Consider the following 26,686-nt stretch of genomic DNA (forward strand, 5'->3'; position numbering starts at 1 on the left):
CATGGCCAAGGGAATCCTCTACGTCGAGTCCCGGCCCAACTCGCCCGAAGAAGCCGCGGCGTTCAACAGTTGGTACGACCAGACCCACATGAAGGAGATGCTGGGAATCGACGGCATCGTCTCCGCCCGACGATTCGCCCCCGTCACCGGCGACGGGCCATTCGTCGCGGTCTACGAGATCGAGGCCGAGGACATCGCCATCGTGCAGGCCCGCTTGGGCGAAACGACCAAGGCGGGTGGCTTCTCACCGCCCGTCGGGCTGTCCACCGACCCGCCGCCGACCGTCCGCTTCTACCGCGACATCACCGCGCCCGCGCCGTGATGAGCCGAGACGATCTCGTACGAGGTACACCCGTGGTGACATCCGAACATCTCTTCATCGCCGGAGGCTGGGTCACGCCGACGACCGCCGAGACCATCGAGGTGATCTCGCCCCACACCGAGCGGCTCGTCGCCCGGGTTCCCGCCGCGTCGGTGACCGATGTCGATCGGGCGGTGGCCGCGGCGCGCACAGCCTTCGACCACGGGCCGTGGCCGCATACCGATCCGAGCGAGCGGATCGCGCTGGTGCGGCGGCTGGCCGAACTCTACAGCGCGCGTGAAGAGGAACTCGCCCAGCTGATCACCACCGAGATGGGCGCGCCGATCACCTTCGCCCGATCGGCGCACGCCAAGCTCCCCGGTGTCATGATGCGCGCGTTCGCCGATATCGCCGAGAACTATCCGTGGCAGCGGACGCGATCCGGCTTCCTCGGCGGCGATGTTCTGGTCGTGCACGAACCGGTCGGAGTGGTGGCCGCGATCATCCCCTGGAACATGCCGATGTTCCTGATCGTCGCCAAGTTGATTCCGGCCCTGCTCGCGGGGTGCGCGATCGTGCTCAAACCCTCGCCGGAGACCCCGCTGGACGCCTATCTGATGGCCGAATTGCTCGATGAACTCGGCCTGCCGCCGGGGGTGGTCAGTATTCTGCCCGGTGACAGGGAGATCGGCCGTCATCTGGTGGCGCATCCTGGGGTCGACAAGGTGTCGTTCACCGGCTCCACCGCCGCGGGCAGGCTGGTGGCCGAAACGTGTGGGGCCGCGTTGCGCAGGGTCAGTCTCGAACTCGGCGGCAAATCCGCCGCCGTGGTTCTCGACGACGCGGACCCCGCCGATGTCGCCGACGGCATGCTCGTGGCCGGATTGATGAACAGCGGCCAGGCATGCGTCGCCCAGACCCGAGTGCTGCTGCCACGGCACCGTAGCGACGAATTCCTCGACGCCCTGGTCGACCGGATCGAGAATCTCACCGTTGGAGACCCTTTCGATCCGGCCACGAGGGTCGGGCCGATGGTCTCGCAGCGACAACAACACCGCATTCGCGGCTATATCGAGCACGCGCGACACCAAGGCGCGCGCCTGCTGACCGGCGGCACCGAACTGCCGGACACGGTCGATCGCGGCTGGTACGTCCGGCCCACCGTCTTCGCCGACGTCGACAGTTCGATGCGGATCGCCAGGGAGGAAGTGTTCGGTCCGGTCCTGAGCGTGCTCACCTACACCGACGACGACGATGCCGTGGCGATCGCCGACGCCACCGAGTACGGGCTGTCCGGCTCGGTGTGGACCGCCGACATCGATCGCGGGCTGGGACTTGCCCGCCGCATCCGGTCCGGAACCCTCGGCATCAACCAGCCCTACACCATGGATCCCGCCGGGCCTTTCGGCGGCGTGAAGAACAGCGGGATCGGACGTGAGTTCGGTCCGGAAGGCATCGGCGCCTACCTCGACACCAAATCCATCTCCGTGCGCGCGGCACCAGTGAATAGTGGTGTAGAACAGGTGATTTCGACCGAGACCGGCGACCGGGCGGAAAGGGCGACACCGTGAGACTGACTTTCGACGACGACGTCGAAGCGTTCCGGGCCGAGTTCGTGGCATTCCTCGACGAGCACCTGCCACCGGAATCCGACGCGGTCGAACATCCGCGTTCCACCGCCCACATCCCCGAGTGGGCGCGGCGCTGGCAACGGCTCCAATTCGACCACGGCTGGCTGCTCCCCGGTCACCCGCCGCGATTCGGCGGTCGTGACGCGGGCATCCTCGAGCAGTACGTCCACAAACAAGAACTCGCCCGACGCCGCATCCATCAGAATTTCAACCCCCAGGGTCTCGGCATCGTCGCGGCATCGCTGATCACCTTCGGCACTCCCGAACAGCACGAGCGCTGGGCGATCCCGATCCTGCGCGGAGATCTCACCGCGGCGCTCGGCATGAGCGAACCCGAGGCCGGGTCCGACCTCGCCGGACTGCGCACCCGCGCCCGTCGCGACGGCGACAATTTCGTCGTGAACGGGCACAAACTCTGGACCTCGGGAGCCCACCACGCCGATGTCGTGCTCACCTTCGTCCGCACCGATCCCGACGCCGCCAAACATCGCGGCATCTCGGTTCTGCTCATTCCCACCGATACCCCCGGGATCGAACGCCGACCCATCGCCACCATCTGCTCTCCCGACGATCTCGACTTCAACGAAGTCACTTTCAGCAACGTCATCGTCCCCGCCGAGAACCTGATCGGCGAACTGAACCAGGGATGGAAAGTCGCCAACGGCTCACTCGGTCACGAGCGAAACCTGCTGTGGCTCAGCTACGCCGAACGTCTCGACCATCTCGTCGAGGACTTCCGGCCCGTCACCGAACTCGACGCCGACCATCACGCGGGTCTCGTCATGGACGCCTACGCCCTGCGATTGCTCGGGTCGGCCGCGCTGGCCCGCGCCGCCCGCGGCGAATCCGGCACCGCCGCGGTATCGGTGCTGAAACTGTTCGGATCCGAAGCCGTCCAGAACGCCACCGAACACGCGCTGACCGGATTCGGCGTCGACGGTCTCGACCAGCCCACCGTCACAGCACGTTTCAGCCCCCTCAACCCCGAGGAACTCGCACCCGGCTGGTTCGAACGCTACATCCGCACCTTTGCCCACACCGTCGCAGGCGGCACCTCCGAAATCCAACGCAACATCATCGCCGAACACGTCTTGGGCCTTCCCAGACGCTGAGGACAGACCTGGCCATCGACCTGCACCGGCCACTGGGCGCATTCAGGCCGACCTGCCCCGGAGACAGAAAGAATCCGCCGAGCGGAGACTCACAGAATCAGGACAGCCTCATGGACGTCACACCTGCGCAGAACCCTCCCCGCGCCCGCGGTAACACCGTGCCGATCCAACACTGGCTGACCGGCATCCGTGAACGTCCGCTGATCCATCGCGCCATTGTCGTCGCACCCGAATCCCTGGCCGCAGTACGCGATCTGGGCGGATGGATATTCGACATCACCGCAGCAGGTTGGCAGGTCGCGGTGGTCACTCCCGACCTTCGACCATCAGAACTCCCCGCGCATCCTCGGTGCGTCGGCGCTGGACCTGAAGCAGGCACTGAACAAAGGAATTCTCACACTCGAAGCGGATCATCTCACCGTCGCCACCGAGCTCTACAGCCGCGAGGAAAAACTGCGCGACACGGTGGTACGCAGTCTGCGTCAGGCAGACAGCGTCACGACATTGTGGGGATCGGACTTGCCGAGCGAATTGCACGGTTCGGCGACCGTCCAGCCCCATCAACCGAGTTCGGCCGCGCTGGCATTCAAAACCGCCGCCATCCACGCTGCCGGATACCCCGACGAGACCAGCACCACCACCGAAACCATGTGGTCCCCACACAAGCGCGCACTTCAAACCGTCCCTACTCGGACGCGCAGCTGAGGGGGTGTGGGTTGCCGGCCGCCATCAACCGATCGTCGATCACCACGAAACCGAGTCCGGTAGGGCACCTACGGGCCGCTCCGGACTCGAGCATCCGCCTCCCGAGGCCCCATCAGCGCACCGTAACCAACAACGTCTCGGGGCTTGACAAGATCTTCGACCCGAAGGGGATTTGATGACCCGAATTGATTTGCCGTATCGGCTGTTCGACGCGGACAACCATCTCTACGAGACCAAGGACGCGCTGACCAGGCATCTGCCCGAGCAGTACGAGGGTGCGATCCAGTACGTCGAGATCAACGGCCGCACCAAGATCGCGGTGCTGGGCCAGATCAGTGAGTACATCCCGAACCCGACCTTCGATGTCGTGGCGCGTCCCGGCGCCATGGAGGATTACTTCAAGTACGGCAACCCCGAGGGCAAGAGCCGTCGCGAGATCTTCGGCAAGTCGATGAAGGCGATCGAGGCCTTCCGCGATCCGGTCGCCCGCTTGAAGGTCATGGACGACTTGCAGTTGCAGCGCGCGCTGATGTTCCCGACCTTGGCCAGTCTGGTCGAAGAGCGTATGCGTCATCATCCCGAGCTCATTCACGCGGTGATCCACTCGCTCAACGAGTGGATGCTCGAGGAGTGGGGCCAGGACGGCAACTTCGTGCATTCGGATCGGATTTTCACGATCCCGGTCATCACGCTGCCGATCGTGGAGAAGGCGATCGAGGAGTTGAACTGGGCCGTCGTCGAGCACGGCGCCAAGGCAATCCTGATCCGCCCGGCCCCGGTTCCCGGGCTGCGCGGTATGCGTTCGTTCGCGCTGCCGGAGTTCGATCCGTTCTGGAAGCGGGTCGTCGAACTCGACGTGCTGGTCACCATGCACTCCTCGGACTCGGGCTACTCGCGTTTCGACGCCGAGTGGGAGGGCAGCGGGCTGGAGATGCTGCCGTTCAAGACCAACACCTTCGCCATGACCAACCAGTGGCGTCCGGTCACCGACGCGGTCGCCTCGTGTGCACGGCGATTGCATCGAACACAGCCCCGGAAACCCTTCCGGCAAGGAGGCTTTCATCGAATTCATCGCCGAGTCCGCGTTCGCCTCGGCCGGGTTGGAGTTGGCGCGGATCATCGCCGACGAGGAGTACGTGGTCGTGCATTACCGGATGACGGTGGCGGGCGAAGCGCGCGGTACGGCGGTTGTCGATATCTTCCGGATGGTCGAGGGAAAGATGATCGAGCATTGGGATGTGGTTCAGGCTGTTCCCGAACCCGAGCAGATACCGCACGGCATGTTCTGAGCCTCGGACGCGTATCCCGCACCGGGATGCGCGCCAATGAACCCGTCGCCGAGCGTCTCGTCAACGGCCACGAGACGCGGTGTGGTGTGCGACGTTCCCACCGCACCACCGCCCGATGACATGGATACCGAATACGTCTCCGTCGGGCCACACGCTGCCGACGGGACGGCGTCCGGAGAGGAGGCCCGGACGGAACTCGATATGTACCGAAGTCATCGGCGGACCCGCTCCGCGACCGACGCCGCGCGACTCCCGGTCGACCGTTCACATCGATGAGATCCCCGGTAGGCCGGTTCGTGGGTCGGCGAGGTCGTCGGGGACGACTATCCGGGGGCCCGTGGTCAGTAGGGCGGTGGCGGTGAGACCGAACAGGGCGTGGAAGGTGTCGCTGAAGCAGCTCGGGGGGCGAATCCGGCGTCGGCGGCGGCTCGGGTGAGTTCGTGTCCCGCCGCCAATGATCGCCCAGCGCGGATCAGACGGGCCCAGAGGCGGTAGCGGCGGAAACTGGTTCCGGTGTGGACGGTGAACAGGTGCAGGAAGTAGGAGCGTGAAAGATGCAGGGCTGCCGCGATCTCGGCGGCGCTGTTGGGGGCTTCCGGCGCGTGGGTGAGCATTTCGACCGCGCGCGCGATGCGGGGATCCCGTGGCGCCGCGGGGCGGTCGCCGAGTATCGGACGGCACAGTGTGCGCGGGTCGGGAGTGCCGGTCAGGTGTGCGAGTACGGCGGCCTCGTCCGGATACGCGGGCCGGTCGGCGGAGAAGTGATAGAAGAACAGCATTCGGCCGGTGCTCGCGATGACACGGTGCGCGGTGCGGGCCGGGATCAGTGCGCTGCGCACTCGTCGGTGCCTATCGTCGATGAAAAGGTCGAAGAGGGAGTCGACGCCCACGGCATGGCAGTTCACCGCGGTGGCGTGCGCGTCGAGGTGAAGGGACGGACCCAGGTAGGCGACGAATTCGGGCCACAGCCAGATCGCCGCCGTCCGATGGTTCGCACCGGTGCCCATATCTCCATGATGGCTCATGCGACCGCCGGCAGCCCGGCCGCGCCGTCGGCTTCGACCAGCAGATACAGGCCGACCGGATAGAACGGGGTTGCGGCGTCGACGATCCGCGACACGATCCGTCCGAAGGCCATCCCACCGAGTGCCACACCCACCGTCACGACCACCCCCCGTGCTCACCCCGCCGGGTCCGGCGACCGAGGCCCACCCCAGGATCCCGGCGACGGCCATCCCGAAGCCGCCGTAGACGGCGCGCACCTCCGACCTGCCCTGCGAAGTGTCGGCCCGCAGCAGGAACGGCGCCACCAACCGAGCGGGGGCCACCAAGCCGTAGGCCCCCATGCCGGCGAAGAACACACCGGCCACGACCAGCATCGCGACCCTCAGCATGTCCGCTCCGCGGTACCGATGCCGGACACCCGCCCCGCCCTCGGCGTCCCGCCCGGATCGAACCACCCACGGGAACATCCCTCGACTCTCGTTCTCATCCCGTTCAGCATCCGCGATCCCGCGGGCCGTCGCTTCCATCAACGAACTGAAGCGGACACAGTCGCCGTGACCGCACATGACACTGCGACAGTCGAGTTCACCGCGACCCGGCGCGACCGCACCATCCGGTCCGACTTGGATTGTGCGGCAACGCCTCCCTCAACCAGGCTGCCTTCGATTAGCATGTGGTGACACGATTCGGAAGGGGGAATCATGTCGAACAGTCATCCCGAGCAGGTCGATGATCCGCGCGCCCGATGGCGCCGTCTGCCCGCCGAACCCGCCTACTACGTCGAGGAAACCCACCTCGACGGAAGTTCGTCGAGCTACACGGTGCCCGCCGTCGACCCGACCCAGGACTCCATTCGTCTCTACGGCGGGTAGGCCCGTCCTCGAAGCCACATGAGCAGAGGGGCCAGCCGGAGCATGCCTCGATAAGAGGTCGCGGTCTGTTCGACTTGCCCGGTCATCGCGGCCCGCGAATCGCATCGCATCGCAGGGACGTCGAGGTCCCGCCCCAGGTCCAGTGGCTGCTCGACTCCATGACGATGTCCTCGGCGTTCGTACGCAACAGCCGCACGGACGTCGACGCCGGAACCCCCTGGCCCGAGCACTGCACGCGCCGATGTTCGACAGCGCCACCATCGACCAGCACGGCCGCCCCAAATATCGCCCGCTACGTCTTCCTCGACCTCGACGCACATGACTTCTTCGTCGACCGGGCCGTCTCCGGCAATGCGACCGCCGCCCTGCTGCGCGCCGAGGCCGCACGCGAACCCCGCGACCGGGCACTGCGCGAACTCATCGGCGAGCTGCCCACCCCTCAGCCCGGGGCGCACTGATTCCGTCGCGGTTCGCGAGGCCGGGAATCGGGAATCCGGATCGATCGGCCGTGGCCTGCACCGACTGCTCACGCGCCGACTGATTCGGGTTCTCGCCCACGGCGGCTACCCGACTCGCGAAGGTCACGACAACTCGACGAATCCGCACGAGAGCGGCACCCGTTGCGCGACCGCCCGAGAAGTCCCGAACCGGGCCAGAAAATCTTCACCGGTGACTATAGACATCCGTGACGGATTGCTATACCTTCGTGTCCATCACAGAGAAAGAAAGTCCCATAGGCCGGGTAGAGAATGAACTTCCCGGAATGAGATGAAGTACAGCAACACCCCCTCCCGAGGCACGGCAGCTCCACACCGGGAGGGCGCAGGAAGTGACAGAGGCGGTGCCCGATACCACCCCCTACCGGGGCAGGAAGGCGCCGCGCACGCCGGATCGAAAGGAGGTGATCGACAGTCACGCCGCAACACCCCTCGCGTCTTGTTCTTCCTGGGACGCGAAAGCGCCACGCCGATCATCGGATACGGCTGGTGAAGTAAATCCCCCTCCGGCCCCCGGCGCACCACGCGCCGGGGGCCGATACCCGTTTCCCCGGACAGGTGTACATGGAACACGCGCAACCCGAAAACCACACCGGCAACCTCGACGACGAGGACTATCCCTCCTACAGCATGGGCGCCGCCGCATCCGCGCTCGGCGTCACCCAAGCCTTCCTCCGCGCGCTCGACACCGCGAGACTGTTGACCCCGCACCGCTCCGAAGGCGGGCATCGCCGCTACTCGCGTTACCAACTGCGCATCGCCGCACGCGTACGCGAACTGGTCGATCAGGGCACAGCCCTGGACGCGGCCTGCCGAATCATCATCCTCGAAGACCAACTCGCCGAAGCCCAACGAATCAACACCGCACTGCAACACGATCACGACCAGCCACCCGAACCCGCCACGGGCAACAGCTGACATCATGCGACCCTGCGACTTCGCGCATTTCCGACGCCTCCCAGGGGTGCCGTAGTTCGCCCTCGTCGCGAGTCACGCTGATAGGTCTGTGCCGTCGGTGACCGAACTGTGTAATGGCAGTTCCCCCTTCTCGGGTACCGGTCCGGCGACAATCGTCCTGGGTCGGCCTGGCGACGCGTCCTTCGTTCATCCCGTGAACAGTGGTTGCGCCAGCCCTGTTCCGATGTCGGGCAGTACCAACAATGATCCGTCGAACCGGTGCGGTTCACGTCCGGTGCGTTGCGCGGTGGTGACGTAGAGGTCGGTCAGGTCGTCGCCGCCGAACGCGCAGGCGGTCGGTCTGGCCATCGGTAGTTCCACGACGCGATCGAGTGTCCCGTCGGGTGTGTAGCGTTGCAGCGCGGCTCCGTCCCAGAGCGCGACCCAGACCGCGCCGGTGGCATCGACGGTGAGACCGTCGGGCCATCCGGAGCCCTCGGGGATGCGGACCCAGGGCCTGCGGTCGCGGGCGTGCCCGTCGGCGAAGTCGAAGACGTCGACGCGGCGGGTGGGTGAATCGACGTAGTACATCCGCGTCCCGTCGGGACTCCAGCCGATGCCGTTGCTGACGGCGACGTCGTCGAGGCAGGTGGTGACGGTGTGGTCCGCCGCCAAGCGGACGAGGGTGCCGCCACCGGGGGCTTCGTCGTAGCGCATGGTGCCTGCCCACAGGGCTCCGTCCGGGGCGACGGCGGCGTCGTTGCCGCGACGTCCGGTCACCGGCTGGTGGTGGAGCCAGTCGAATCCGCCGTCGGGCCGGTGGACGCCGATGCCGTCGCGCAGATTGACGACCAGCCCTCCGCCTGCGCGGGGTTTGGCGGCACCGACGTGCTGAGAGGTGGTGAATGTCGTGGTGGCGCCGGAAGCCGGGGTGTAGGTGTGGACGTGGGATCCCAGGATGTCGACCCATATCAATCGCCCGGTCGTGTGGTCCCAGGTGGGGCCCTCGCCGAGGACCGCGCTCGCGGTGACGGCGACCTCGATCCGTGGGGCCGTCATCGGCGGCGCGGTTCGTAGCCGAGGCGTTCGGACAGCCGTGCGGCTCCGGCGACGGCGAGCGGTTGCAGTTCGTCGCGTCGTCGCGCGTTCCAGCGGGGCAGCGGCACCGAGATCGACAATGCGGCGATCACGGTGCCCGAGCGGTCGCGAACGGGTGCCGCCAGGCAGCACACGTCGGGATTGGATTCGCATTCCTCGATCGCGACGCCCCGGGCGCGGATGGCCGCGAGTTGTCTGCCGAGCGCGGCGGCACCGGTGATGGTCTGGGACGTCATCGCGGGAAGTGCGGTCTCCACCGGGAACAGTTGCGCCAGTTCGGATTCGGCGAGCGAGGCGAGCAGCATCTTACCGACGGCCGTGCAGTGTGCGGGCAGGCGACGGCCGCTGGCGGAGACCATCCGCACGGTGTGGGTCGAGTCGACCTTGGCGATATAGATGACGTCGGTGTCCTCGAGAACCGCCACGTGGACGGTTTCACCGCATTCGGCGACGACGCTTGCCGCGACCTCGCGGCCCGCGGCGGCGAGGTCGAATTGCTCGCCGTACTGGCTGCCGAGTTGGTGCAGCCGGACGCCGAGACGGTAGCCGCCGCCGGGTTCGGCGCTCAGGTAGCGGCGGGCGACCAGGGTGGTGACCAGTTCGTGCACGGTGGTGCGCGGCAGTCCGGTCATGCGTTGGATCTGCGACGCCGTCATCGAATCCTCCACGCCGAGAAACAGTTCCAGGATGTCCAGCGCCCTGGTGACCGCGGGGACCAGGCGGCTCACGCCGGTCGCGCCACGCCGGGGCGGGCAGTCGAGTCGGGTGCGTCGAACCGTCGCAACGGTCCGGGCAGGCGCGCGCCGAGCGGTGACATGCCGGTGATGCCGAGCCGTTCGAGGATGTCCAGGGCGAGCCGTCCGCGCCGCACCCGCTCGCGGGCGGTGGACAGGACCGTCTCGCGCAGGTGCGCTCCGGCCGGATAGATCGAGGGGGCGCGGGACAGACCGAATTTCAGGTAGAGGGGCGCGCCGCAGCGGATGAGTTCGGCGGTCTCGTGGAAGCGGACGAATCCGCCCAGATCGTCGGGTGATTCGACGTAGATGTCGAGCGGGGCGCGGCTCAGGCGACGGATCTCGCTCAGATGGGCGGTGGTCAGGTCGGCGGGCACATTGATCGAGTCCGCGCCCAGCCGTTCGAACACGGTGAAGGAGACCGGATTGACCGGTCCGATCAGCGCGGAGACCTTCAGCGTGAGGTCGGCCGGAAGGATCCCCTCGCCGCGGAGTCCGTGCAGCGCCCACAGCACGCCCTCGTCGGCCACGAGCAGGCAGCGGACGCCGAGTGCCGTCGCCCGCAGCGCGTCCTCGACGCAACCGCTCACCGCGGCGTGGCCGTAGGCCCTGGGGCCAGGACCGTTGCCGGTGCGGTTGGTCGCGGAGATGTCCCAGTTGGCTCGCGGTCCGGTGAACAGGCACAGTTCGACGTCGCGGTCGGCGCAGGCCCGCACCATGTCGGTGATCTCGCCGTCGGTGAGCATCCAGATGCCGCTGCCCTGACTGATCCGGTGGATCGGAACCTCGAGCCGCTCGGATTCCGCGAGGACGGCTTCCAGGGCGTGCGGTCCCTCGACGGAGGGAATCTCGGTGCGCCAGCGTCCACCGTCGGGGAAGGCGTGGGCCGAACTGTTCTGCGGGGCGGGGTCTCCGCCGACGAGATCGAGGGCGCTCAGCGCGACGTCACCGGGGCGGACGGGGTGTGACCACGAGAGTGTCATGGGGTTGGGGCCTTTCACGGGTGGGGATGCAGCAGTATCTTGCCGACCGTCGGGTCGTGTTCGCCCAACAGCGTCATGGCGGTGGCGAATTCGGTGAGCGGCAGGCGGTGGGTGATCACACTGTGCGGCCGCAGGATCCCGGCCTCGAACGCCCGCACGGCCTGAACCCAGGCGGCGGACGTGGCGCCGAACACGGTGCGCACCTCTGTATTCGAGACCACCAGATCGGTGGGTGACAGTCCGACGGCTCCGGCGGCGGGGATGCCGGTGAGGACGACACGCCCACCCCGTCTTGTCAGCGAAAGCGCCGTCGCGGCGGAATCCGGCGCACCGGCCGCCTCGATCACGACGTCGAAATCGCCCTCACCCGAGAGGGTTCCGGCCGACAGGTAACGGTGCGCGCCGCAGTCCCGCGCGCGAGTACGGTGGCGATCGTGGATCCCGACGACCAGCAGGTCCGCGGGCGTTCGGGCCGCGACCAACTGGGTGGTCAGTGCGCCGAGGGTGCCGGCGCCGATCACCGCGACGCGGTCGCCGGGTTCGATCCCCGCCGCGTGCGCGGCGACCGCGGCACACGAGGCGGGTTCCAGCAGCGCGGCGGCGGTGAGATCCGCGTCGTCGGGCAGGACGTGCAATAGGCGCGCGGGAATGGTCAGGGTGTCGGCCATCGCGCCCGGGCTGGTGAAGCCGGTCTCGTCGTAGGCGGCCTCGCACAGCGTGGTCTGGCCCGCGCGGCACCGACGGCAGACCTGGCAGTTGCGGAAGCCCTCACCGACCACCTTGCGTCCACGCAGGTTCGGGTCGGTTCCGGGTCCGGTCGCGGCGACGGTGCCCGACCATTCGTGCCCCGGCACGACGGGAAAGCGCACCAGGCCGTCCGGTCGGGTGCCGCGCCACAGGTCGTAATCGCTGCCGCACACCCCGGCGGCGTGCACGTCGATCACGACTTCGCCGTGGCCCGGAGGGATCTGCTCCCGCTCGACGAATCGGAAACTGCCGGGACGCTGGACGACCAGCGCGCGGGAGGCTGCCGCGTTCACGGCGTGACCTGTGGCGCGCGTTTCTCCCAGCCGTCGGCCCACAGATCGAAATGTGCCTTCTGCTGCGGGAATTCGGCCGCGGCGTCGGCGTCGAATCGCACGCCGAGGCCGGGAAGGTCCGAGCGGTGGAAATATCCGTCGATCACGCGCGGAGCGCCTTCGACGACGCCGGTGATGTCCGCGTCGGCGAAATCGTTGAAGTGTTCGAGGATCTTGAAATTCGACGTGCAGAATCCGACCTGGAGCGAGGCCGCGGTGAGTACCGCGCCGCCGACATTGTGCGGGGCGATGAGCACATAGTGGGTTTCGGCGGTGGCGGCGAGTTTGCGGGTTTCGCCGATGCCGCCGATATGGCCCAGATCGGGTTGGATGACGTCGGCGGCCCCGCTTTCGAACAGTTCCCTGAACTCGATGCGGTCGTGGATGCGTTCACCGGTGGCGATGGGCAGATCGGTTTTCGCCGCCACCTTGGCCAGCGCGGCCAGATTCTCCGGTGGCACGGGTTCTTCGATCCATTCCGGCCGGAACGGTGCCAGTTCCCTGGCGATCCGGATCGCGGTGGCCGGGCTGAACCGGCCGTGCATTTCGATCATGAGTTCCACATCGGGTCCGATGGCGTCGCGAACGGCGTCGATCAATTCGATCGAGGCCATGGTCTCCTGGTGCGACAGTTCGAATCGGCCCGCGCCGAACGGATCGATTTTCAATGCCCGGTATCCGCGTGCGACGACCTCGCCCGCGGCGCGCGCGTACTCCGCGGGGGTGCGTTCGGTGGTGTACCAGCCGTTGGCGTACGCCTTGACCCGGTCGGTGACGGCGCCGCCGAGCAATTGCCAGACCGGTACTCCGAGGGCTTGGCCCCGAATATCCCAGCACGCCGTTTCCACGCACGCGATCCCCGACATGACGATTTCGCCCGCGCGGCCGTAGTCGCCGTATTTCATGCGCCGGACCAGATCCTCGACCGCCATGGGATCGGATCCGACGATGTGGTTCGCGGCGGCCTCGCGCAGGTATCCCAGCAGCGCGTCGGTGTGGCCGAGCATTCGGCTCTCGCCCACTCCGACCAGGCCTTCGTCGGTGTGCACCAGGACATAGGTCAGGTTCCGCCAGGGTGTGCCGACCACGTGGGTTTCCAACCGGGTTATGCGCATCGCCGCACCCTCAATCCCTGGTTCGATATTTCGAACACATATCGACATTTCGAACACACTGTTTATCATACGAAATAACGTGCTCGCCGTCGGAGCGCGTGAAGGAGCGCAACAATGACGTCGACTCCCGTATGGAGTGTCGATCCACGTACAGGCAGGCGACGACACGAAGTCGCCGCCGAATCGCAGACAGCCGATGTCGATCGGATCGTGCGCGCGGCGCACGCGAGCACCCCGGCCCTCGCGGATCGGGAGCGGCGCTCGCTTTTCCTGCGCACGGCCGCGGATCTGCTGGGGGAGCGGGCAGCCGAACTGGCCGAAACGGCCGACGCGGAAACGGCATTGGGCACCGTCCGGCTCGCGGGAGAGATCGTGCGGACACGCGATCAATTACGCGGCTTCGCCGAGGTGGTCGACGCGGGGGAATACCTCGGCATCGTCATCGACCACCCGGACGGCTCCGGCGCGGTGCCTACCCCGGACCTGCGCCGCTACAAGATCCCGCTCGGTGTCGTCGCGGTGTACGCGGCATCGAATTTCCCGTTCGCCTTCTCGGTGGCGGGCGGCGACACGGCCAGCGCGCTGGCCGCCGGATGCGCGGTCGTGGTCAAGGTCCACCCCGATCACCCCGCGACGTCGGAAGCGGTCGCGGCGGTGCTGCGCGAGGCGGCCGTCGCGTGCGGGGTGCCCCTGGAGGTCGTCGGATTGGTGCACGGCTTCGACGCCGGTGTCGATCTGATCGTCCACCCCCTGATCGCGGCGTCGGGTTTCACCGGTTCGGTGCGCGGCGGTCGGGCGCTGCACGACGCGGCGGCGGCGCGGCCGGTCCCCATCCCGTTCCACGGCGAACTCGGGTCACTCAACCCCGTGCTGGTCACCGAAGACGCGGCGAAGGAACGCGGCGGGGAGATCGCCGCGGGGCTCGCGACGTCGATGACGGCGGGGCACGGCCAATTCTGTGTCAAACCCGGACTGGTCTTCGTGCCGAGCGACGACTCCGGTGACCGTCTGGTCGACGAATTCGCCTCGGCGCTGGCCGATTCCGCACCCGGTGTCCTGCTCGATCACCGGATCCGCGACGCGTTCGTCGAAGGCGTGCGGGCCCGCGCCGCGCTGCCCACGGTCACCGAACCCGTACCGCTCGTCGTCGCGGATCGGCACCGTGTCGGTGTCGCAGCGCTGCAAGTGCCCGCGCACGCGTTCGAGGCGGGGGACACGCACCGGCTGCTGCTGGAGGAATGCTTCGGACCGGTGACCGTCCTCGTGCGCTACCGCGACATCGAGGAGGTGTTCACCGTCCTCGCCGCCCTCACCGGCAGTCTGACCACCACCGTCCACGTCGGCGACGACGAGGCCGCGCACCCGCGAGCGCTGGCCCCCGTGCTGGCGGATATGGCACGACGGTCCGGTCGGCTCGTGGTGAACGGCTGGCCGACCGGGGTCGCGGTGAAACCGGCGCAGCACCACGGTGGCCCGTATCCCGCGAGCACGTCCACCTCGACCTCGGTGGGAACCACCGCGATCGAACGCTGGCTGCGGCCGATCACCTACCAGAACAGCCCGGATTCGTTGCTACCGGCCGAATTACGCGAAGCCAACCCGTACGGGTTGCCGCGCCGGGTCGACGGACACCTCGTATGACAACGGCCCGGCCACAGACATCGACACCACACCGCGGGCCGCCGATGAAAGTCGCGAAAGCAATGCCGACAACCACATCCACACCATCGTTCGTCCACTCGGCCGCCGCGCCGGCAGCCTGCGTCTCGGCCGGCGTCGACTCCGAACTGCGGGCAGCCCGACGCGTCAGGACGTGACGCCGTCGGCGACCGCATCGACGAGTTCGCCCCCTACCTACGGCACCGTCATCGAGGAAAATCGTCGCCGGGTACCCCGGGCGCATATCGTCATGGTCGGCTGTCCGACGGCGGTGCGAGAGGGAGGCTGCCCGGATGTCCAACCGATGGCGGCCAGCGCCGCGACCTATCTACAGTCCGAGATCGACCAACTCGATACCGGAATGGCCCGACAGGCGGCCCCGCACGGGGCGACATTCATCGACGTGTCCGAGTCCACCTTCGCGCACGATATCTGCGCCGGGCCGCAGAGTTGGATGGTCGGCGCACTGCCGGTCAGCGCCGACGCGCCGGTCCCCATGCACCCGACCCACGAGAGCCATCGCGATACCGCGGACAGGATCGTCGAGGCGCATACCGCTGACGGCAGGCCCGCAGCCTTCGAAAGGAGCAACTGTGCCCGACGGGCCGGAAACAATTCTCACCGGTGATTTCGAACGACCGTTCATCGATATCGACGAATGGCGTGACGAGCCGGTACGGCACCGCTACGTGCACGGTGGATTCGAAGGAACCGCCGCCCGGTTCTCCCTCTAATTTCCCGCCCGAGGCGACATACGGCGGGCGTTTCTTCCAGCACATCACCCCCGTGCCCGACAGCGAGAATCTCGCGCGGTCCGGAACCGGTCAGGAGGAGAAGATCGGCTTCGCGTTCCACGCGGGCGGCTATTTCCTCGAGACCAACGGCGGCGGCGTGGTCGGCACGCCGGGATCGAGTACCGATCCGACGGTCGGCGCGTATCGCGCCAACGCGGCGTCGGCCGAATACTCGCGCGTCGTCGCGCGCTCGGTCTACGGCGACCATCGCCCCTACGGGTACGCCTACGGCGGCAGCGGCGGCGCGTATCGCACCCTGGGCGGCGCGGAGAACACCGTGGGCATCTGGGACGGGTTCGTCCCGTACGTGCCGGGCAGCTCGATGGCCATTCCGAACGTCTTCAGCGTGCGCATGCACGCGCAGCGGATCCTGCGCGACGATTTCGACCGCATCGTGGACGCGCTGGAACCGGGCGGCAGCGGTGATCCGTACGAGGGCCTCCTTCGACAGTTCCGACCCGCGGGGCAGCCTGCCACGGTTCACCGAACAGGCCCGCGCGGCCAACGCGGTCCTGGTCGAGTTGCTGTCGGAGATCGCCGCCCGCAAGGGCGCCACCAATGCCCAGGTCGCGCTGGCGTGGCTGCTCGCCAGGCATCCCTCGATCGTGCCCATCCCCGGCACCACGAAGATCCCCCGCCTGCTGGAGAACGCCGCTGCCGCCGATATCGAACTCGGCCCCGACGACATGGCCGAGATCACCGCGGCGGCCGGGAAGGTCGAGACCGAAGGGGAGCGCTACCCCGAGCAGATGCAGCGCTGGATCAACCGCTGACGCCGTAGTCGCCGCCGGATCGGTGGGGCGGGCCGATTTCCCTCCCACCCCACCAATCCGGTGCCGCCGTCGGGGCGAATTCCGATCCGTCCATGCACAATGCGGCCCGCCGGGTCGCGTCGACGGAGGCGTGAAGAGCGATGACGGTGAGACGACATTCGGGAGAACTGCCTACGGCCCAGCGGCGGATTTCGCCGTCCGAGAGGCTCGGCACGCGATATCCGGAGTGCGTCTCACCACGGCGGGTCATGCGTGGGTCGCTGGGCGGTGGTCGCCGTGGGTAACGCGCTGCTCGAACGACCCGCCGACCGTGATCGCGCCCTGGGATCCGGCTCGACACCGACGCCCGAATCCACGACGCCGGTGCTCAGCGCGGCGCGGGTCGGCGCGATCTCCGGGGAAACGCGGGCACACAATCACCATCTGGCCGAACTGCTCGGATCCGTGAGCCGGGGTGACCGCGCCGCGTTCACCGAACTCTACGAGGCGACCAGTCCCCGCGTGTTCGGTGTGGCGGTCCGGATCCTGCGCAACGGCTCGATCGCCGAGGAGATCGCGCAGGAGGTCTATCTCCAGGTGTGGATGCTGGCCGATCGCTACGACGCCGCCCTGTCGAGTCCGATCGGCTGGTTGATCATGCTGACCCACCGCAGGGCCGTTGATCGCGTCCGCGCCGACGAGTCGGCGCGTGGCAGGGAGGCGACCTACGGACATATTCACCGTGGTCGCGACCACGACATGGTCGCGGAGGTGGCCCAACAGCATTTCGACGAGCAGTCGGTCGTGGAATCGCTGGCCGATCTGACGAGCAAACAGCGCGAGGCCATCGCCCTGGCCTTCTACAGCGACCGCAGTTACCGCGAGGTCGCCGAATATCTCGATGTGCCGCTGCCGACGGTGAAAACCCGCATCAGGGACGGACTCAAACGGCTGGAGCTGTGTCTGGCGGGAAGTGACACCCCGTGACAGCTTCCGGGCGGTCCCATCCGGACCTGCTCGAATCGGCCGTGCCGTACGCGATCGACGCGACCACCGAACGCGAACGCCGTCACATCGAGCGGCGACTGCACACGGCCGATGCGGCCACCGCCGCGGCGTTCACCGCCGTACTGCGGGGAACGCGGGAGGCGGTCGCGGTGATGACGGTCCTCGATGTCGTCGCACCACCACCGGCCGTGGAGCTACAGGTGCAGCGGGCGCTCGACACGATGTCGGGTCAGCGGGGCCGCGGTCGCAGGCCGCCGTCGCTGTTCGGATGCCTGACGTCCGCGATCACGGGTGCGATTCACCGCTGCCGAGGTCATCCGCGCCGACCGCCCCCGTGACCGTCCGGCACATCGATCAGGAATCGGCCGGGATGATCGCCAGCTGACGTGACTGGGCCACGAGCGCGCCCGTGCTGTCCCAGATGTCGAAATCTTCCTCGTGGAATCCGTTGATCAGGTGGTTGGTGCGCACCCGGCAGGCCAGCCACCCCGGTGCGGGGCGACGCCGGATGTGCACGGTGAGCTCGATGGTCGAACTGCCCGACACTCCGAGATCGAACACGACCGGCGCGGTGGAGTCGACGAGCAGGGCCAGTGCGACGGGATCGGGTTGCCTGCCGTCGGCGAACCGTAGCCAGAATTCGGTGGAGGTGGTGCCGCCGGGTGCGCCGCGGAAGAATCCGGGCACTTCGGGGATGCGGAATTCGATCTGGCCCGCGATGGTCGAGGCCGACCAGTCCGCGCTCTCCAGCGGGTTCACGCAGCGTTGCGGCGGCGGCAGGACCGGCGCTTCCCCGGATTCGAAGGTGCGTCCTTCGGCCTGCGCGAGATCGGTGAAGGTGGCCAGGACGCGGACGATCTCGCGGTCCTCGCGGGTGAGTACCACCGTTCCGGTCGCGGTGCGGCGACCGATGCGCGCGACCTCGGTGCGGATCCGGGCCGGGCCGGTCACACCAGGGCGCAGGTAGTGCGCGGACGCGGACAGCAGATCGGGCTGGGGGATCTCGCGGCGCAGCGCCTGTAGGCAGGTGGCGAGCAGGTATCCGCCGTTGGCGGTGCCAGCCATCGTGGTCCAGCGCCGGGACAGGTCGATGGCGTATTCGTGTTCGCCGACCGGGGTGCTCGCGGTGTCGGTGTCGAAGGCGTAACGCGTCGTCGTGGTCATCCGGTGGATCCTTTCGTTGCGCCGATGATCATCCTCGCCCGCCCGTGTTGTCGATTACCCGGCGGGTAGACCTCGGCCGGCGACGAAGTCCGGCGGTGCTCCCCGAAGTCGTCTCGGAGCGGGTTGCTCGGGAGTAGCCTCATATTCGGGGTCGCCCACGATGAACCGGGACCGTGATGCACGAAATGGCCATCACACAGAGTGTCATCGACGCGGTGTGCGAGCACGCGGCGGGCAGGCGGGTGCACTGTGTCACCGTCACGGTGGGCGCGTTGTGCGCGGTGGTGCCGGACGCGATGCGTTTCTGTTTCGAACTCGCCGCCGAAGGCACCGTCACCGAAGGCGCGGATCTCGAGATCGTCGAGGTCGCCGGTGCGGCGCGGTGCCGTGGTTGCGGTACGGAATTCGAACTGACCTATCCGATATTGCTGTGCCGCGCCTGCGGTGGCGCGGATGTCGAGGTGCGGTCCGGTCAGGAACTTCGGATCACCTCGATGGAAGTGGAGTCGACATGTGCGCAACCTGTGGATGCGGGGACGACGCGGCGGCGGTGATCACCGTCCCGCACGAGCACCGCCACGATCCCGACGGCGGGCACGGCCATTCGCACGATCACGTGCACCTTCCGGTGACCGAAACCGTGACGCTGGAACAGAAGGTGCTCGCCAAGAACGACGAACTCGCCGCGCGTAACCGCCGCAGGCTGGCGCGCCTGGGCATCCTCGCGCTGAATATGACCAGTTCGCCGGGCGCGGGGAAGACCACGCTGCTCGAACGCACCATTCTCGATCTGCCCGGCTGGCCCACAGCGGTCATCGAGGGTGACCAGGCCACCTTGCTCGACGCCGAACGGATCCGGGCGACGGGCAGACCGGTCGTGCAGGTCAACACCGGCGCCGGATGCCACCTCGACGCGCAGATGATCGCGGGCGCTCTCGACGCGCTCGATCCGGAACCGGAGACGCTGCTGTTCATCGAGAATGTCGGCAATCTCGTCTGTCCCGCGCTGTTCGATCTCGGTGAGAGCGGCAAGGTCGTGGTGATCTCGGTGACCGAGGGGACCGATAAACCACTGAAATATCCGCATATGTTCGCGGCGGCGCGATTGGTGTTGCTCAACAAGATCGATCTGCTACCCCACGTGGATTTCGATCCGGCGCGATGCGCGGAATACGCGAATTCGGTGAATCCGGGGATCGAGATCATCCCGGTTTCGGCGACCGGGGGCGACGGACTCGAACGCTGGTACGACTGGCTGCGCGCCAAACAGCTGTCCGGCAAGCGTCGAGCTATTGATGATCTTTCGGTGCAGACCTAAACTTACGTGATCAGGATCACATTCGATGCCCGGGTACTTCGGGTCGGGGGGAACCGGTCGGATGTTCGATTGATCGGAAAGCGGCACAGCCCATGCCCACTCAGGAAGCAGTACAGGCCGAGGAGACCCTGATCCATGTTCTCTGGATCAACGCGGGCCTCAGTTGCGACGGTGATTCGGTGGCGTTGACGGCCGCCACCCAGCCCAGTGTCGAGGAGATCGCGCTCGGCGCGCTCCCCGGCCTGCCCAAGGTCGCCGTACATTGGCCGCTCATAGATTTCGAATGCGGCCCGTCCGGAGGAGCCGACGATTTCCTCGGCTGGTTCTTCAAAGCCGACCGCGGCGAACTGGAACCGTTCGTCCTGGTCGTCGAGGGATCGATTCCGAACGAGAAATTACACGAGGACGGCTACTGGTGCGGTTTCGGCAACGATCCGGCGACCGGCCAGCCGATGACGACCAGCGAATGGCTCGACCGGCTCGCGCCCAAGGCGACCGCGGTCGTCGCGGTCGGCACCTGCGCCACCTACGGCGGCATCCACGCGATGGCGGGCAACCCCACCGGCGCGATGGGCGTTCCGGACTATCTCGGCTGGGAATGGAAGAGCAAGGCCGGAATTCCCATCGTGTGCGTACCGGGCTGCCCGATCCACCCGGACAATTTGTCGGAGACCCTGACCTATCTGCTGTACATGGCCACCGGTCAGGCTCCGATGATCCCGCTCGACGAAGCACTGCGCCCGAAATGGCTTTTCGGCGCGACGGTCCACGAGGGTTGTGATCGCGCGGGCTACTACGAAGAGGGCGATTTCGCGACCGAATACGGTTCACCGAAATGCATCGTGAAACTGGGCTGCTGGGGCCCGGTCGTGAAATGCAATGTCCCCAAACGCGGTTGGATCAACGGCGTCGGCGGCTGCCCGAATGTGGGCGGTATCTGCATCGGGTGCACGATGCCCGGCTTCCCGGACAAGTTCATGCCGTTCATGGACGAGCCGCCGGGCGGGAAACTGTCGTCCACCGCGTCCGGGCTCTACGGGTCGGTGATCCGCAGCCTGCGTCACATCACCGGCCGCACGGTCGACAAAGAGCCGCGCTGGCGGCACAAGGGCGAGCGATTGGAAACCGGCGCCACCCGGACCTGGTAGGAGAATCTTCGATGACAGCCATCATTCCCGAGCCGTCGCACAAGAAGATCGACCCCGATGCTCTCGTGGAGATGGCCTGGGATCCGATCACGCGAATCGTCGGCAGCCTCGGCATCTACACGAAAATCGATTTCGAGAACCGCGAAGTCATCGAGTGTCACAGCACGTCCTCGATCTTCCGCGGCTACTCGATCTTCATGAAGGGCAAGGATCCGCGCGACGCGCATTTCATCACCAGCCGCATCTGCGGGATCTGCGGTGACAACCACGCGACGTGCTCGTGCTATTGCCAGAACATGGCCTACGGGGTGAAACCGCCGCATCTGGGCGAGTGGATCGTCAACCTGGGCGAGGCCGCGGAATACATGTTCGACCACAACATCTTCCAGGAGAACCTGGTCGGCGTGGATTTCTGCGAGAAGATGGTCTCCGAGACCAATCCGGCGGTGCTGGCCCGTGCGGAGAAATCCCTCGCGCCGCATTCCGACGCCCACGGCTACCGCACGGTCGCCGACATCATGCGCGCCCTCAACCCGTTCACCGGCGAGTTCTATCGCGAAGCGCTGCAGGTCAGCCGGTACACCCGCGAGATGTTCTGCCTGATGGAGGGCAGACACGTCCATCCGTCGACGCTGTATCCGGGCGGTGTGGGCACGGTCGCCACGATTCAGCTGATGACCGACTACATGACCAGACTCATGCGCTACGTCGAATTCATGAAGAAGGTCGTGCCCATGCACGACGACCTGTTCGACTTCTTCTACGAGGCGATCCCCGGCTACGAACAGGTCGGGCTGCGCCGGACGCTGCTGGGCTGCTGGGGTTCGTTCCAGGATCCGGAAGTGTGCAATTTCGCCTACAAGGACATGGAGGGCTGGGGCCGCAAGATGTTCGTGACCCCGGGCATCGTCGTCGACGGACGCCTGATCACCACCTCGCTGCTCGATATCAACCTCGGCATCCGGATCCTGCTCGGCAGTTCCTATTACGACGACTGGACCGACCAGGAAATGTTCGTCACCACCGATCCGCTCGGCAACCGGGTCGATCGCCGTCACCCCTGGAATCAGCACACCAATCCCAAGCCGCAGAAACGCGATATGGACGACAAGTACAGCTGGGTGATGTCGCCGCGCTGGTTCGACGGCAAGGAACATCTCGCGTTGGACACCGGCGGCGGACCCCTGGCCCGGCTGTGGTCGACGGCGCTGGCGGGTCTGGTCGATATCGGCTATGTGAAATCCACCGGGCGCAGTGTGCAGATCAACCTGCCCAAGACCGCGTTGAAAGGTCCGGTGTCGTTCGAGTGGAAGATTCCCGAACACGGCAGCAACACCATCGAACGTGACCGCGCCAGAACCTATTTCCAGGCCTATGCCGCCGCGTGCGCGCTGCATTTCGCCGAGCAGGCCCTGGTGGAGATCCGCGCCGGACGCACCAAGACGTGGGAGAGCTTCGAGGTGCCCGACGAAGGGATCGGCTGCGGATTCACCGAGGCGGTGCGCGGAGTGCTGTCGCATCACATGGTGATCAGGGACGGCAAGATCGCCAACTATCACCCCTATCCGCCGACGCCGTGGAACGCCAATCCGCGCGACAGTTTCGGCACTCCGGGACCGTACGAGGACGCCGTGCAGGGCCAGCCGATCTTCGAGGAGAACGATCGCGAACATTTCAAGGGCATCGACATCATGCGCACCGTGCGCAGTTTCGATCCCTGCCTGCCGTGCGGAGTGCACATGTATCTCGGCGAGGGGAAGTCGCTCGACATGCTGCACTCACCGACCCAGATCACGACCACGGAGTAGGCCGATGGACGTTCGTCCGTGGGACCGGGACGGTGCGGCGATCGAGGAAGGCGCACGGAACGAGGAGGGCCACTGGCGGGGGGCGGGCGAACGGATCGAAACCCTGCTCGACGCGAGTTCGGCGGGCGGCGCGATGGCGCGCGAACGGGCCGAACAGTTGGTCCGCGAGGTGTCCGACCTCTACGGGGCCGGACTGGGTCGGGTGCTGGAACTGGTGGACGCCGCCTCGGTCGAGCGGCTGCTGCGCGACGATCTGGTGGCGAGCCTGCTGCTCGTGCACGGCCTGCACCCGCACGACGTCCACACCAGGGTCGCCACGGCGCTGGACAGTGTGCGGCCCTACCTCGGCTCGCACGGCGGCGACGTCACCCTGCTCGGGGTGGCAGACGGGGTGGTCAGCCTCGAATTGACGGGCAGTTGCAAGACCTGCCCGTCCTCGTCGGTGACCCTGGAACTCGCGGTGGAGGAGGCGGTGCGCGCCGCCGCGCCGGAGATCGAGTCGATCGAGGTGGTCGCCGCAGCACCGGAATCCGAATCCGGCGTGATCTCCGCAGACTCGCTGTTCTCCCACGTGCACGCACGAACCGATCACCCGCCGCATCAGGGCGGGAGCTGGGTCACGGTGCCGGAACTGGGCGCCATCGGCCCGGGCGAGGTCGGCGGGTTCGCGGTCGCCGGACAGCAGGTGCTGGCCTGCCGGGTCGGCGACGACCTGTACGTCTACCGCGATCACTGCCCCTCGTGCGACAACTCGCTGGCGGGCGCGGCGCTGCACCGCAGGATGGGATTCGCCGTCGGTGACGCCGTGCTGCGCTGCCCGGTCTGTCACGCGCACTACGACGTGGTGCGCGCGGGCGCGCGGGTCGACGGGGACGGCCATCTCGAACCGCTGCCCGTCCTCGTCCGCGACGGCGCGCCCGCGGTCGCGGTCCCGGCGGGGGTGAGCGGATGACCTCGCCGCTGCGCGTGCTGCGCCGGATCGCCGCCGACCGCACCCCGGCCACGCGCGCGGGCGAACGCTGCGAGATGTGCGCCGATCCGCTCGGCGACCGACATCAGCATGTCGTGAATGTCGAAGGGCGACAACTGATGTGCGTATGCCGCGGCTGCTATCTGCTGTTCACCGACAGCGCCGCGGCACTGCGGTATCGCGCCGTGCCGGACCGCTACCTGTCGTTCCCGGATTTCACCATCGCCCAAGCCGAGTGGGACGCGCTCGACATCCCCGTCGGCCTGGCCTTCTTCTTCGTCAACTCCGCGTTGGATCGCACCGTGGCCTTCTATCCCGGGCCCGCGGGAGCCACCGAATCGGAACTGTCGCTCCAGAGTTGGCGCGATCTGCTCGCCGCGCACCCCGAACTCGACGTGATCGTGCCCGATGTCGAAGCGCTGATGATCCGGGTCCCGGCGCGCGGCACCGCGCACGCCGCGTGCGTGCTGCTGCCGATCGACACCTGCTACGAATTCGTCGGACGGATGCGGATGCTGTGGCGCGGATTCGACGGTGGCCAGGACGTGCACCGCTATCTCGACGAATTCTTCACCGAGATCTCCGCCCGAGCCCGCCCCGGTGGTGCGGCGTGAGTCCGGCGTACGCGACGACCTTCGCGGTGCTCGGCATGGCCCCGCAGCCCTACGCGGTGACCCCGACACTGTCGGCGCGGATCGGCATCGCCGCCATCGGCGACGAACCGGTCCACGCCCTCGTGCTCCGCGCCCAGGTGCGGATCGAACCGCATCGCAGGCCCTACACCGACGAGGAGGGCGCGGGCCTGACCGATCTGTTCGGACCCAGGGAACGCTGGCGCGACACCCAACGCTCGTTCCTCTGGATGCATTGCGCCACCACGGTTCCCGGATTCAGCGGCGGCGCCGAGGTGGATCTGCCGTTGCCGTGCACCTACGACTTCGAGGTGAGCGCGTCGAAATACCTGCACGCGTTGCGCGAAGGCGTCGTTCCCCTGGTCTTCCTGTTCAGCGGGACCGTGTTCATCAGGGGCACCAGCGGTTTCGCCGTGCAGCAGATCCCCTGGGATCGCGAGGACAGGTATGCGATGCCGGTGTCGGTGTGGCGCGATCTGGTCGCCGCGAATTTTCCCGACGCGGGCTGGCTGCGGCTCAACCACGCCACCATCGCGGCACTGGCCGCCTACAAATCCGGTCACGGCCTGCTCGATTTCGACAGCGCGATCGATCGCCTGCTCACCGATGTCTCCCATCCGGCACAGGATTCGCCGTGACGCGCGAACTCGCGGGGACGGCGGCGGCGCGGGCCAGGGCTCGCGCGGTGGCCGACGCCGTGCTGTACGAGGGCTATCTGCTCTACCCCTACCGCGCGAACTCGCGCAAGAACCAGTCGCGCTGGCAGTTCGGTGTGCTCGGACCGCCTGGCGCCGCCGAAGCCGGATTCGGGGAGGACGCCGGGCTCGGCGCGCAATGTCTGCTCGAAGCGAGCGCAGCGGCCACGCTCACCCTGACCGTCCGGTTCCTGCAATTGCAGCGGCGGCAGGTGCGGGACGCCGACGCGAACCCGGTACCGGAACTGACGGTGGGCGAGCGGACGTGGATCAGCTGGGACGAGGCCGTCGAACGCGAGGTCGTCATCGGCCCGGTGCCGCTGACCGCGGCGACGACACCGTTCGACATCCCCGGCGGCGTCGACAGCGAACCGCTCACACACGCCGAAGGCACCCCGGCCGGACAGGTGGTGCGCACCAGGTGTGCGCTGACCGGCGAACTGACGCTGTCGGTCGAACCCGTCGACGGATTCCTGCGCGCGAACCTCGCGCTCGCCAATACCGGCGCGCCCGCCTCCGACAGCGACGACGCCATCGCCCGATCCATGATCGGCGCGCACATCGTCGCCGAAGTCGCCGAGGGCCGATTCCACTCGCTGCTCGAACCCCCGCCGCACGCCGAGCGGGCCGCGGCGGAATGCACCCGGCACCGATGTTTCCCGGTACTCGCCGGTCCGCCGGGCGAACACCGGCTGATGCTCGTCTCGCCGATCATCCTCTACGACCACCCCGAGATCGCCGAACAGAGCGAGGGCTCGCTGTTCGATTCGACCGAGATCGACGAGATCCTGACCCTGCGCGTGATGACGATGACCGACGAGGAGAAGGCCCAGGCCCGCGCGACCGATCCGCACGCCGCCGCCGTCATCGACCGCTGCGACGCGATGACCCCCGACGCCATGGCGCGACTGCACGGCGTCCTGCGCGACCCGCACCTGCCGCAACCGCCCGGGCTGGTACCCGAGGTCCCGCAGGGCGTGGACTGGTGGGATCCACTCGCCGACGCCGCCGTGCGCCCCGAATCCGACGCGGTCGCCGTGGCCGGGGTCATGGTGCGCAAAGGCAGTCGGGTGCGGCTGCGTCCGTCGCGTCGCGCCGACGCGCACGACCTGTTCTACGACGGCCGGGCCGCACGGGTGGTGACGGTGCACGAGGACGTCGACGGTGACGCCCATATCGGCGTGGTCATCGAGGACGACCCCGCCGCCGAACTGCACGAATGGTACGGCCGCTATCTCTATTTCGCGCCCGACGAGATCGAGCCGCTCGACGGCCCGACAGAGGAAAGGTAGGTCCGTCATGGAGACGGTGGGAGTCATCGCGCTCGCCCTGGTCGCCGCCGGAGCCGTATTCGGCGTGCTGGTGGGCGTGCGTTCGATACCGGATGTCAAGCGGTACATGAAGATACGCCGGATGTGAG

Annotated in this window: 31 protein-coding genes and 2 pseudogenes; 24 read left to right on the top strand and 9 right to left on the bottom strand. The window is 67.3% G+C overall.

The annotated features are described in order from the left end of the window. The first annotated feature begins 1 nt into the window (after position 1). From OG225_RS14440 to OG225_RS14465, 6 genes and pseudogenes are all read left to right on the top strand, one after another. On the top strand, positions 2-322 hold the full coding sequence (locus OG225_RS14440) for a hypothetical protein (RefSeq protein WP_216917081.1): 321 nt from the start codon (positions 2-4) through the stop codon (positions 320-322). After that, positions 322-1,872, top strand: coding sequence for an aldehyde dehydrogenase (locus OG225_RS14445; RefSeq protein WP_405182128.1), 1,551 nt, complete (start codon positions 322-324; stop codon positions 1,870-1,872). Before OG225_RS14440 ends, OG225_RS14445 begins: the two co-directional genes overlap by 1 nt. Further along, positions 1,869-3,044 carry an acyl-CoA dehydrogenase family protein gene (locus tag OG225_RS14450; protein WP_405182129.1) on the top strand — a complete coding sequence of 392 codons (1,176 nt, stop codon included), beginning with the start codon at positions 1,869-1,871 and terminating at the stop codon, positions 3,042-3,044. Before OG225_RS14445 ends, OG225_RS14450 begins: the two co-directional genes overlap by 4 nt. Positions 3,045-3,260: 216 nt before the next feature. Next, the gene (locus OG225_RS14455; protein WP_405182130.1) at positions 3,261-3,749 is read left to right on the top strand and encodes a hypothetical protein; all 489 of its coding nucleotides are present in this window, start codon (positions 3,261-3,263) and stop codon (positions 3,747-3,749) included. Positions 3,750-3,924: 175 nt separating this feature from the next. Next, positions 3,925-4,752 (top strand): annotated as a pseudogene (locus OG225_RS14460) (amidohydrolase family protein); the annotation flags it as partial. 1 nt (position 4,753) lies between these two features. Beyond that, complete coding sequence (locus OG225_RS14465; RefSeq protein WP_405183269.1) at positions 4,754-5,038, top strand: nuclear transport factor 2 family protein; 285 nt, start codon at positions 4,754-4,756, stop codon at positions 5,036-5,038. A gap of 341 nt (positions 5,039-5,379) precedes the next feature. Here OG225_RS14465 and OG225_RS14470 read toward each other — a convergent pair whose 3' ends face one another. The 3 genes and pseudogenes from OG225_RS14470 to OG225_RS14480 all read right to left on the bottom strand — a co-directional run. Further along, complete coding sequence (locus OG225_RS14470; protein ID WP_405183270.1) at positions 5,380-6,045, bottom strand: helix-turn-helix domain-containing protein; 666 nt, start codon at positions 6,043-6,045, stop codon at positions 5,380-5,382. A 14-nt stretch (positions 6,046-6,059) separates the two neighbouring features. Further along, the gene (locus tag OG225_RS14475; protein ID WP_405183543.1) at positions 6,060-6,203 is read right to left on the bottom strand and encodes a hypothetical protein; all 144 of its coding nucleotides are present in this window, start codon (positions 6,201-6,203) and stop codon (positions 6,060-6,062) included. A 94-nt stretch (positions 6,204-6,297) separates the two neighbouring features. Further along, positions 6,298-6,609, bottom strand: a pseudogene (locus OG225_RS14480) (hypothetical protein); the annotation flags it as partial. Positions 6,610-6,744: 135 nt separating this feature from the next. On the opposite strand from OG225_RS14480, the gene OG225_RS14485 reads away from it, so the two are divergent. The 3 genes from OG225_RS14485 to OG225_RS14495 all read left to right on the top strand — a co-directional run bounded on the left by OG225_RS14485 (position 6,745) and on the right by OG225_RS14495 (position 8,330). After that, positions 6,745-6,915 carry a hypothetical protein gene (locus OG225_RS14485; protein WP_216916841.1) on the top strand — a complete coding sequence of 57 codons (171 nt, stop codon included), beginning with the start codon at positions 6,745-6,747 and terminating at the stop codon, positions 6,913-6,915. A gap of 164 nt (positions 6,916-7,079) precedes the next feature. Continuing rightward, entirely contained in the window at positions 7,080-7,373 is a 294-nt protein-coding gene (locus OG225_RS14490; protein WP_405182131.1) for a hypothetical protein, read from the top strand. A 603-nt stretch (positions 7,374-7,976) separates the two neighbouring features. Continuing rightward, positions 7,977-8,330, top strand: coding sequence for a helix-turn-helix domain-containing protein (locus OG225_RS14495; protein WP_405182132.1), 354 nt, complete (start codon positions 7,977-7,979; stop codon positions 8,328-8,330). 186 nt (positions 8,331-8,516) lie between these two features. Here the strand turns inward: OG225_RS14495 and OG225_RS14500 are convergent, their stop codons facing one another. The 5 genes from OG225_RS14500 to OG225_RS14520 are packed head-to-tail and all read right to left on the bottom strand — an operon-like array spanning position 8,517 to position 13,318. After that, positions 8,517-9,368 (bottom strand): SMP-30/gluconolactonase/LRE family protein, encoded by an 852-nt coding sequence (locus OG225_RS14500; RefSeq protein WP_405182133.1) that lies wholly within the window; start codon positions 9,366-9,368, stop codon positions 8,517-8,519. Beyond that, the gene (locus tag OG225_RS14505; protein ID WP_405182134.1) at positions 9,365-10,135 is read right to left on the bottom strand and encodes an IclR family transcriptional regulator; all 771 of its coding nucleotides are present in this window, start codon (positions 10,133-10,135) and stop codon (positions 9,365-9,367) included. The genes OG225_RS14500 and OG225_RS14505 overlap by 4 nt, the downstream gene beginning before the upstream one ends. Continuing rightward, complete coding sequence (locus OG225_RS14510) at positions 10,132-11,124, bottom strand: hypothetical protein (RefSeq protein ID WP_405182135.1); 993 nt, start codon at positions 11,122-11,124, stop codon at positions 10,132-10,134. Before OG225_RS14510 ends, OG225_RS14505 begins: the two co-directional genes overlap by 4 nt. Before the next feature lie 14 nt (positions 11,125-11,138). Then, positions 11,139-12,164 carry a zinc-binding dehydrogenase gene (locus OG225_RS14515; RefSeq protein ID WP_405182136.1) on the bottom strand — a complete coding sequence of 342 codons (1,026 nt, stop codon included), beginning with the start codon at positions 12,162-12,164 and terminating at the stop codon, positions 11,139-11,141. Further along, positions 12,161-13,318: a mandelate racemase/muconate lactonizing enzyme family protein gene (locus tag OG225_RS14520; protein WP_405182137.1), complete on the bottom strand. Its 1,158-nt coding sequence runs from the start codon at positions 13,316-13,318 to the stop codon at positions 12,161-12,163. The genes OG225_RS14515 and OG225_RS14520 overlap by 4 nt, the downstream gene beginning before the upstream one ends. Before the next feature lie 114 nt (positions 13,319-13,432). On the opposite strand from OG225_RS14520, the gene OG225_RS14525 reads away from it, so the two are divergent. The 6 genes from OG225_RS14525 (at position 13,433) to OG225_RS14550 (ending at position 17,869) form a co-directional block, all read left to right on the top strand. Beyond that, positions 13,433-14,959, top strand: coding sequence for an aldehyde dehydrogenase (NADP(+)) (locus OG225_RS14525; protein WP_405182138.1), 1,527 nt, complete (start codon positions 13,433-13,435; stop codon positions 14,957-14,959). A 322-nt stretch (positions 14,960-15,281) separates the two neighbouring features. After that, positions 15,282-15,605, top strand: a complete 324-nt coding sequence (locus OG225_RS14530; RefSeq protein ID WP_405182139.1) for a hypothetical protein — start codon at positions 15,282-15,284, stop codon at positions 15,603-15,605. After that, positions 15,571-15,711 (top strand): hypothetical protein, encoded by a 141-nt coding sequence (locus OG225_RS14535; RefSeq protein WP_405182140.1) that lies wholly within the window; start codon positions 15,571-15,573, stop codon positions 15,709-15,711. Before OG225_RS14530 ends, OG225_RS14535 begins: the two co-directional genes overlap by 35 nt. A 482-nt stretch (positions 15,712-16,193) precedes the next feature. Further along, positions 16,194-16,544: an aldo/keto reductase gene (locus tag OG225_RS14540; protein WP_405182141.1), complete on the top strand. Its 351-nt coding sequence runs from the start codon at positions 16,194-16,196 to the stop codon at positions 16,542-16,544. A gap of 252 nt (positions 16,545-16,796) precedes the next feature. Continuing rightward, the gene (locus OG225_RS14545; RefSeq protein ID WP_405182142.1) at positions 16,797-17,510 is read left to right on the top strand and encodes a sigma-70 family RNA polymerase sigma factor; all 714 of its coding nucleotides are present in this window, start codon (positions 16,797-16,799) and stop codon (positions 17,508-17,510) included. Next, the gene (locus tag OG225_RS14550) at positions 17,507-17,869 is read left to right on the top strand and encodes an RskA family anti-sigma factor (RefSeq protein ID WP_405182143.1); all 363 of its coding nucleotides are present in this window, start codon (positions 17,507-17,509) and stop codon (positions 17,867-17,869) included. Before OG225_RS14545 ends, OG225_RS14550 begins: the two co-directional genes overlap by 4 nt. A 16-nt stretch (positions 17,870-17,885) precedes the next feature. Here the strand turns inward: OG225_RS14550 and OG225_RS14555 are convergent, their stop codons facing one another. Further along, entirely contained in the window at positions 17,886-18,695 is an 810-nt protein-coding gene (locus OG225_RS14555) for a thioesterase family protein (protein ID WP_405182144.1), read from the bottom strand. Between the two features lie 176 nt (positions 18,696-18,871). Here OG225_RS14555 and OG225_RS14560 point away from each other — a divergent pair, with 176 nt between their 5' ends. The 9 genes from OG225_RS14560 (at position 18,872) to OG225_RS14600 (ending at position 26,685) form a co-directional block, all read left to right on the top strand. Continuing rightward, a complete protein-coding gene (locus OG225_RS14560; RefSeq protein ID WP_405183271.1) occupies positions 18,872-19,249 on the top strand; it encodes a hydrogenase maturation nickel metallochaperone HypA in 378 nt (125 codons plus the stop codon). Then, complete coding sequence (gene hypB, locus OG225_RS14565; protein ID WP_405182145.1) at positions 19,207-20,013, top strand: hydrogenase nickel incorporation protein HypB; 807 nt, start codon at positions 19,207-19,209, stop codon at positions 20,011-20,013. The genes OG225_RS14560 and hypB overlap by 43 nt, the downstream gene beginning before the upstream one ends. 92 nt (positions 20,014-20,105) lie before the next feature. Continuing rightward, on the top strand, positions 20,106-21,161 hold the full coding sequence (locus OG225_RS14570; RefSeq protein WP_109524774.1) for a hydrogenase expression protein HypE: 1,056 nt from the start codon (positions 20,106-20,108) through the stop codon (positions 21,159-21,161). Positions 21,162-21,172: 11 nt separating this feature from the next. Further along, positions 21,173-22,969: a nickel-dependent hydrogenase large subunit gene (locus OG225_RS14575; RefSeq protein WP_405182146.1), complete on the top strand. Its 1,797-nt coding sequence runs from the start codon at positions 21,173-21,175 to the stop codon at positions 22,967-22,969. A gap of 4 nt (positions 22,970-22,973) precedes the next feature. Beyond that, positions 22,974-23,921, top strand: coding sequence for a NifU family protein (locus tag OG225_RS14580; protein ID WP_216916847.1), 948 nt, complete (start codon positions 22,974-22,976; stop codon positions 23,919-23,921). After that, the gene (locus OG225_RS14585) at positions 23,918-24,553 is read left to right on the top strand and encodes a DUF5947 family protein (RefSeq protein ID WP_405182147.1); all 636 of its coding nucleotides are present in this window, start codon (positions 23,918-23,920) and stop codon (positions 24,551-24,553) included. The genes OG225_RS14580 and OG225_RS14585 overlap by 4 nt, the downstream gene beginning before the upstream one ends. Further along, a complete protein-coding gene (locus OG225_RS14590) occupies positions 24,550-25,209 on the top strand; it encodes a DUF6084 family protein (RefSeq protein WP_405182148.1) in 660 nt (219 codons plus the stop codon). Before OG225_RS14585 ends, OG225_RS14590 begins: the two co-directional genes overlap by 4 nt. Beyond that, positions 25,206-26,558, top strand: a complete 1,353-nt coding sequence (locus OG225_RS14595) for a hypothetical protein (protein WP_405182149.1) — start codon at positions 25,206-25,208, stop codon at positions 26,556-26,558. Before OG225_RS14590 ends, OG225_RS14595 begins: the two co-directional genes overlap by 4 nt. Before the next feature lie 7 nt (positions 26,559-26,565). Further along, positions 26,566-26,685: a DUF6893 family small protein gene (locus OG225_RS14600; protein ID WP_405182150.1), complete on the top strand. Its 120-nt coding sequence runs from the start codon at positions 26,566-26,568 to the stop codon at positions 26,683-26,685. The last annotated feature ends 1 nt before the right edge of the window (position 26,686 follow it).

It is taken from the genome of Nocardia sp. NBC_01377 (assembly GCF_045040005.1).
Classification (GTDB): Bacteria; Actinomycetota; Actinomycetes; order Mycobacteriales; family Mycobacteriaceae; genus Nocardia; species Nocardia noduli.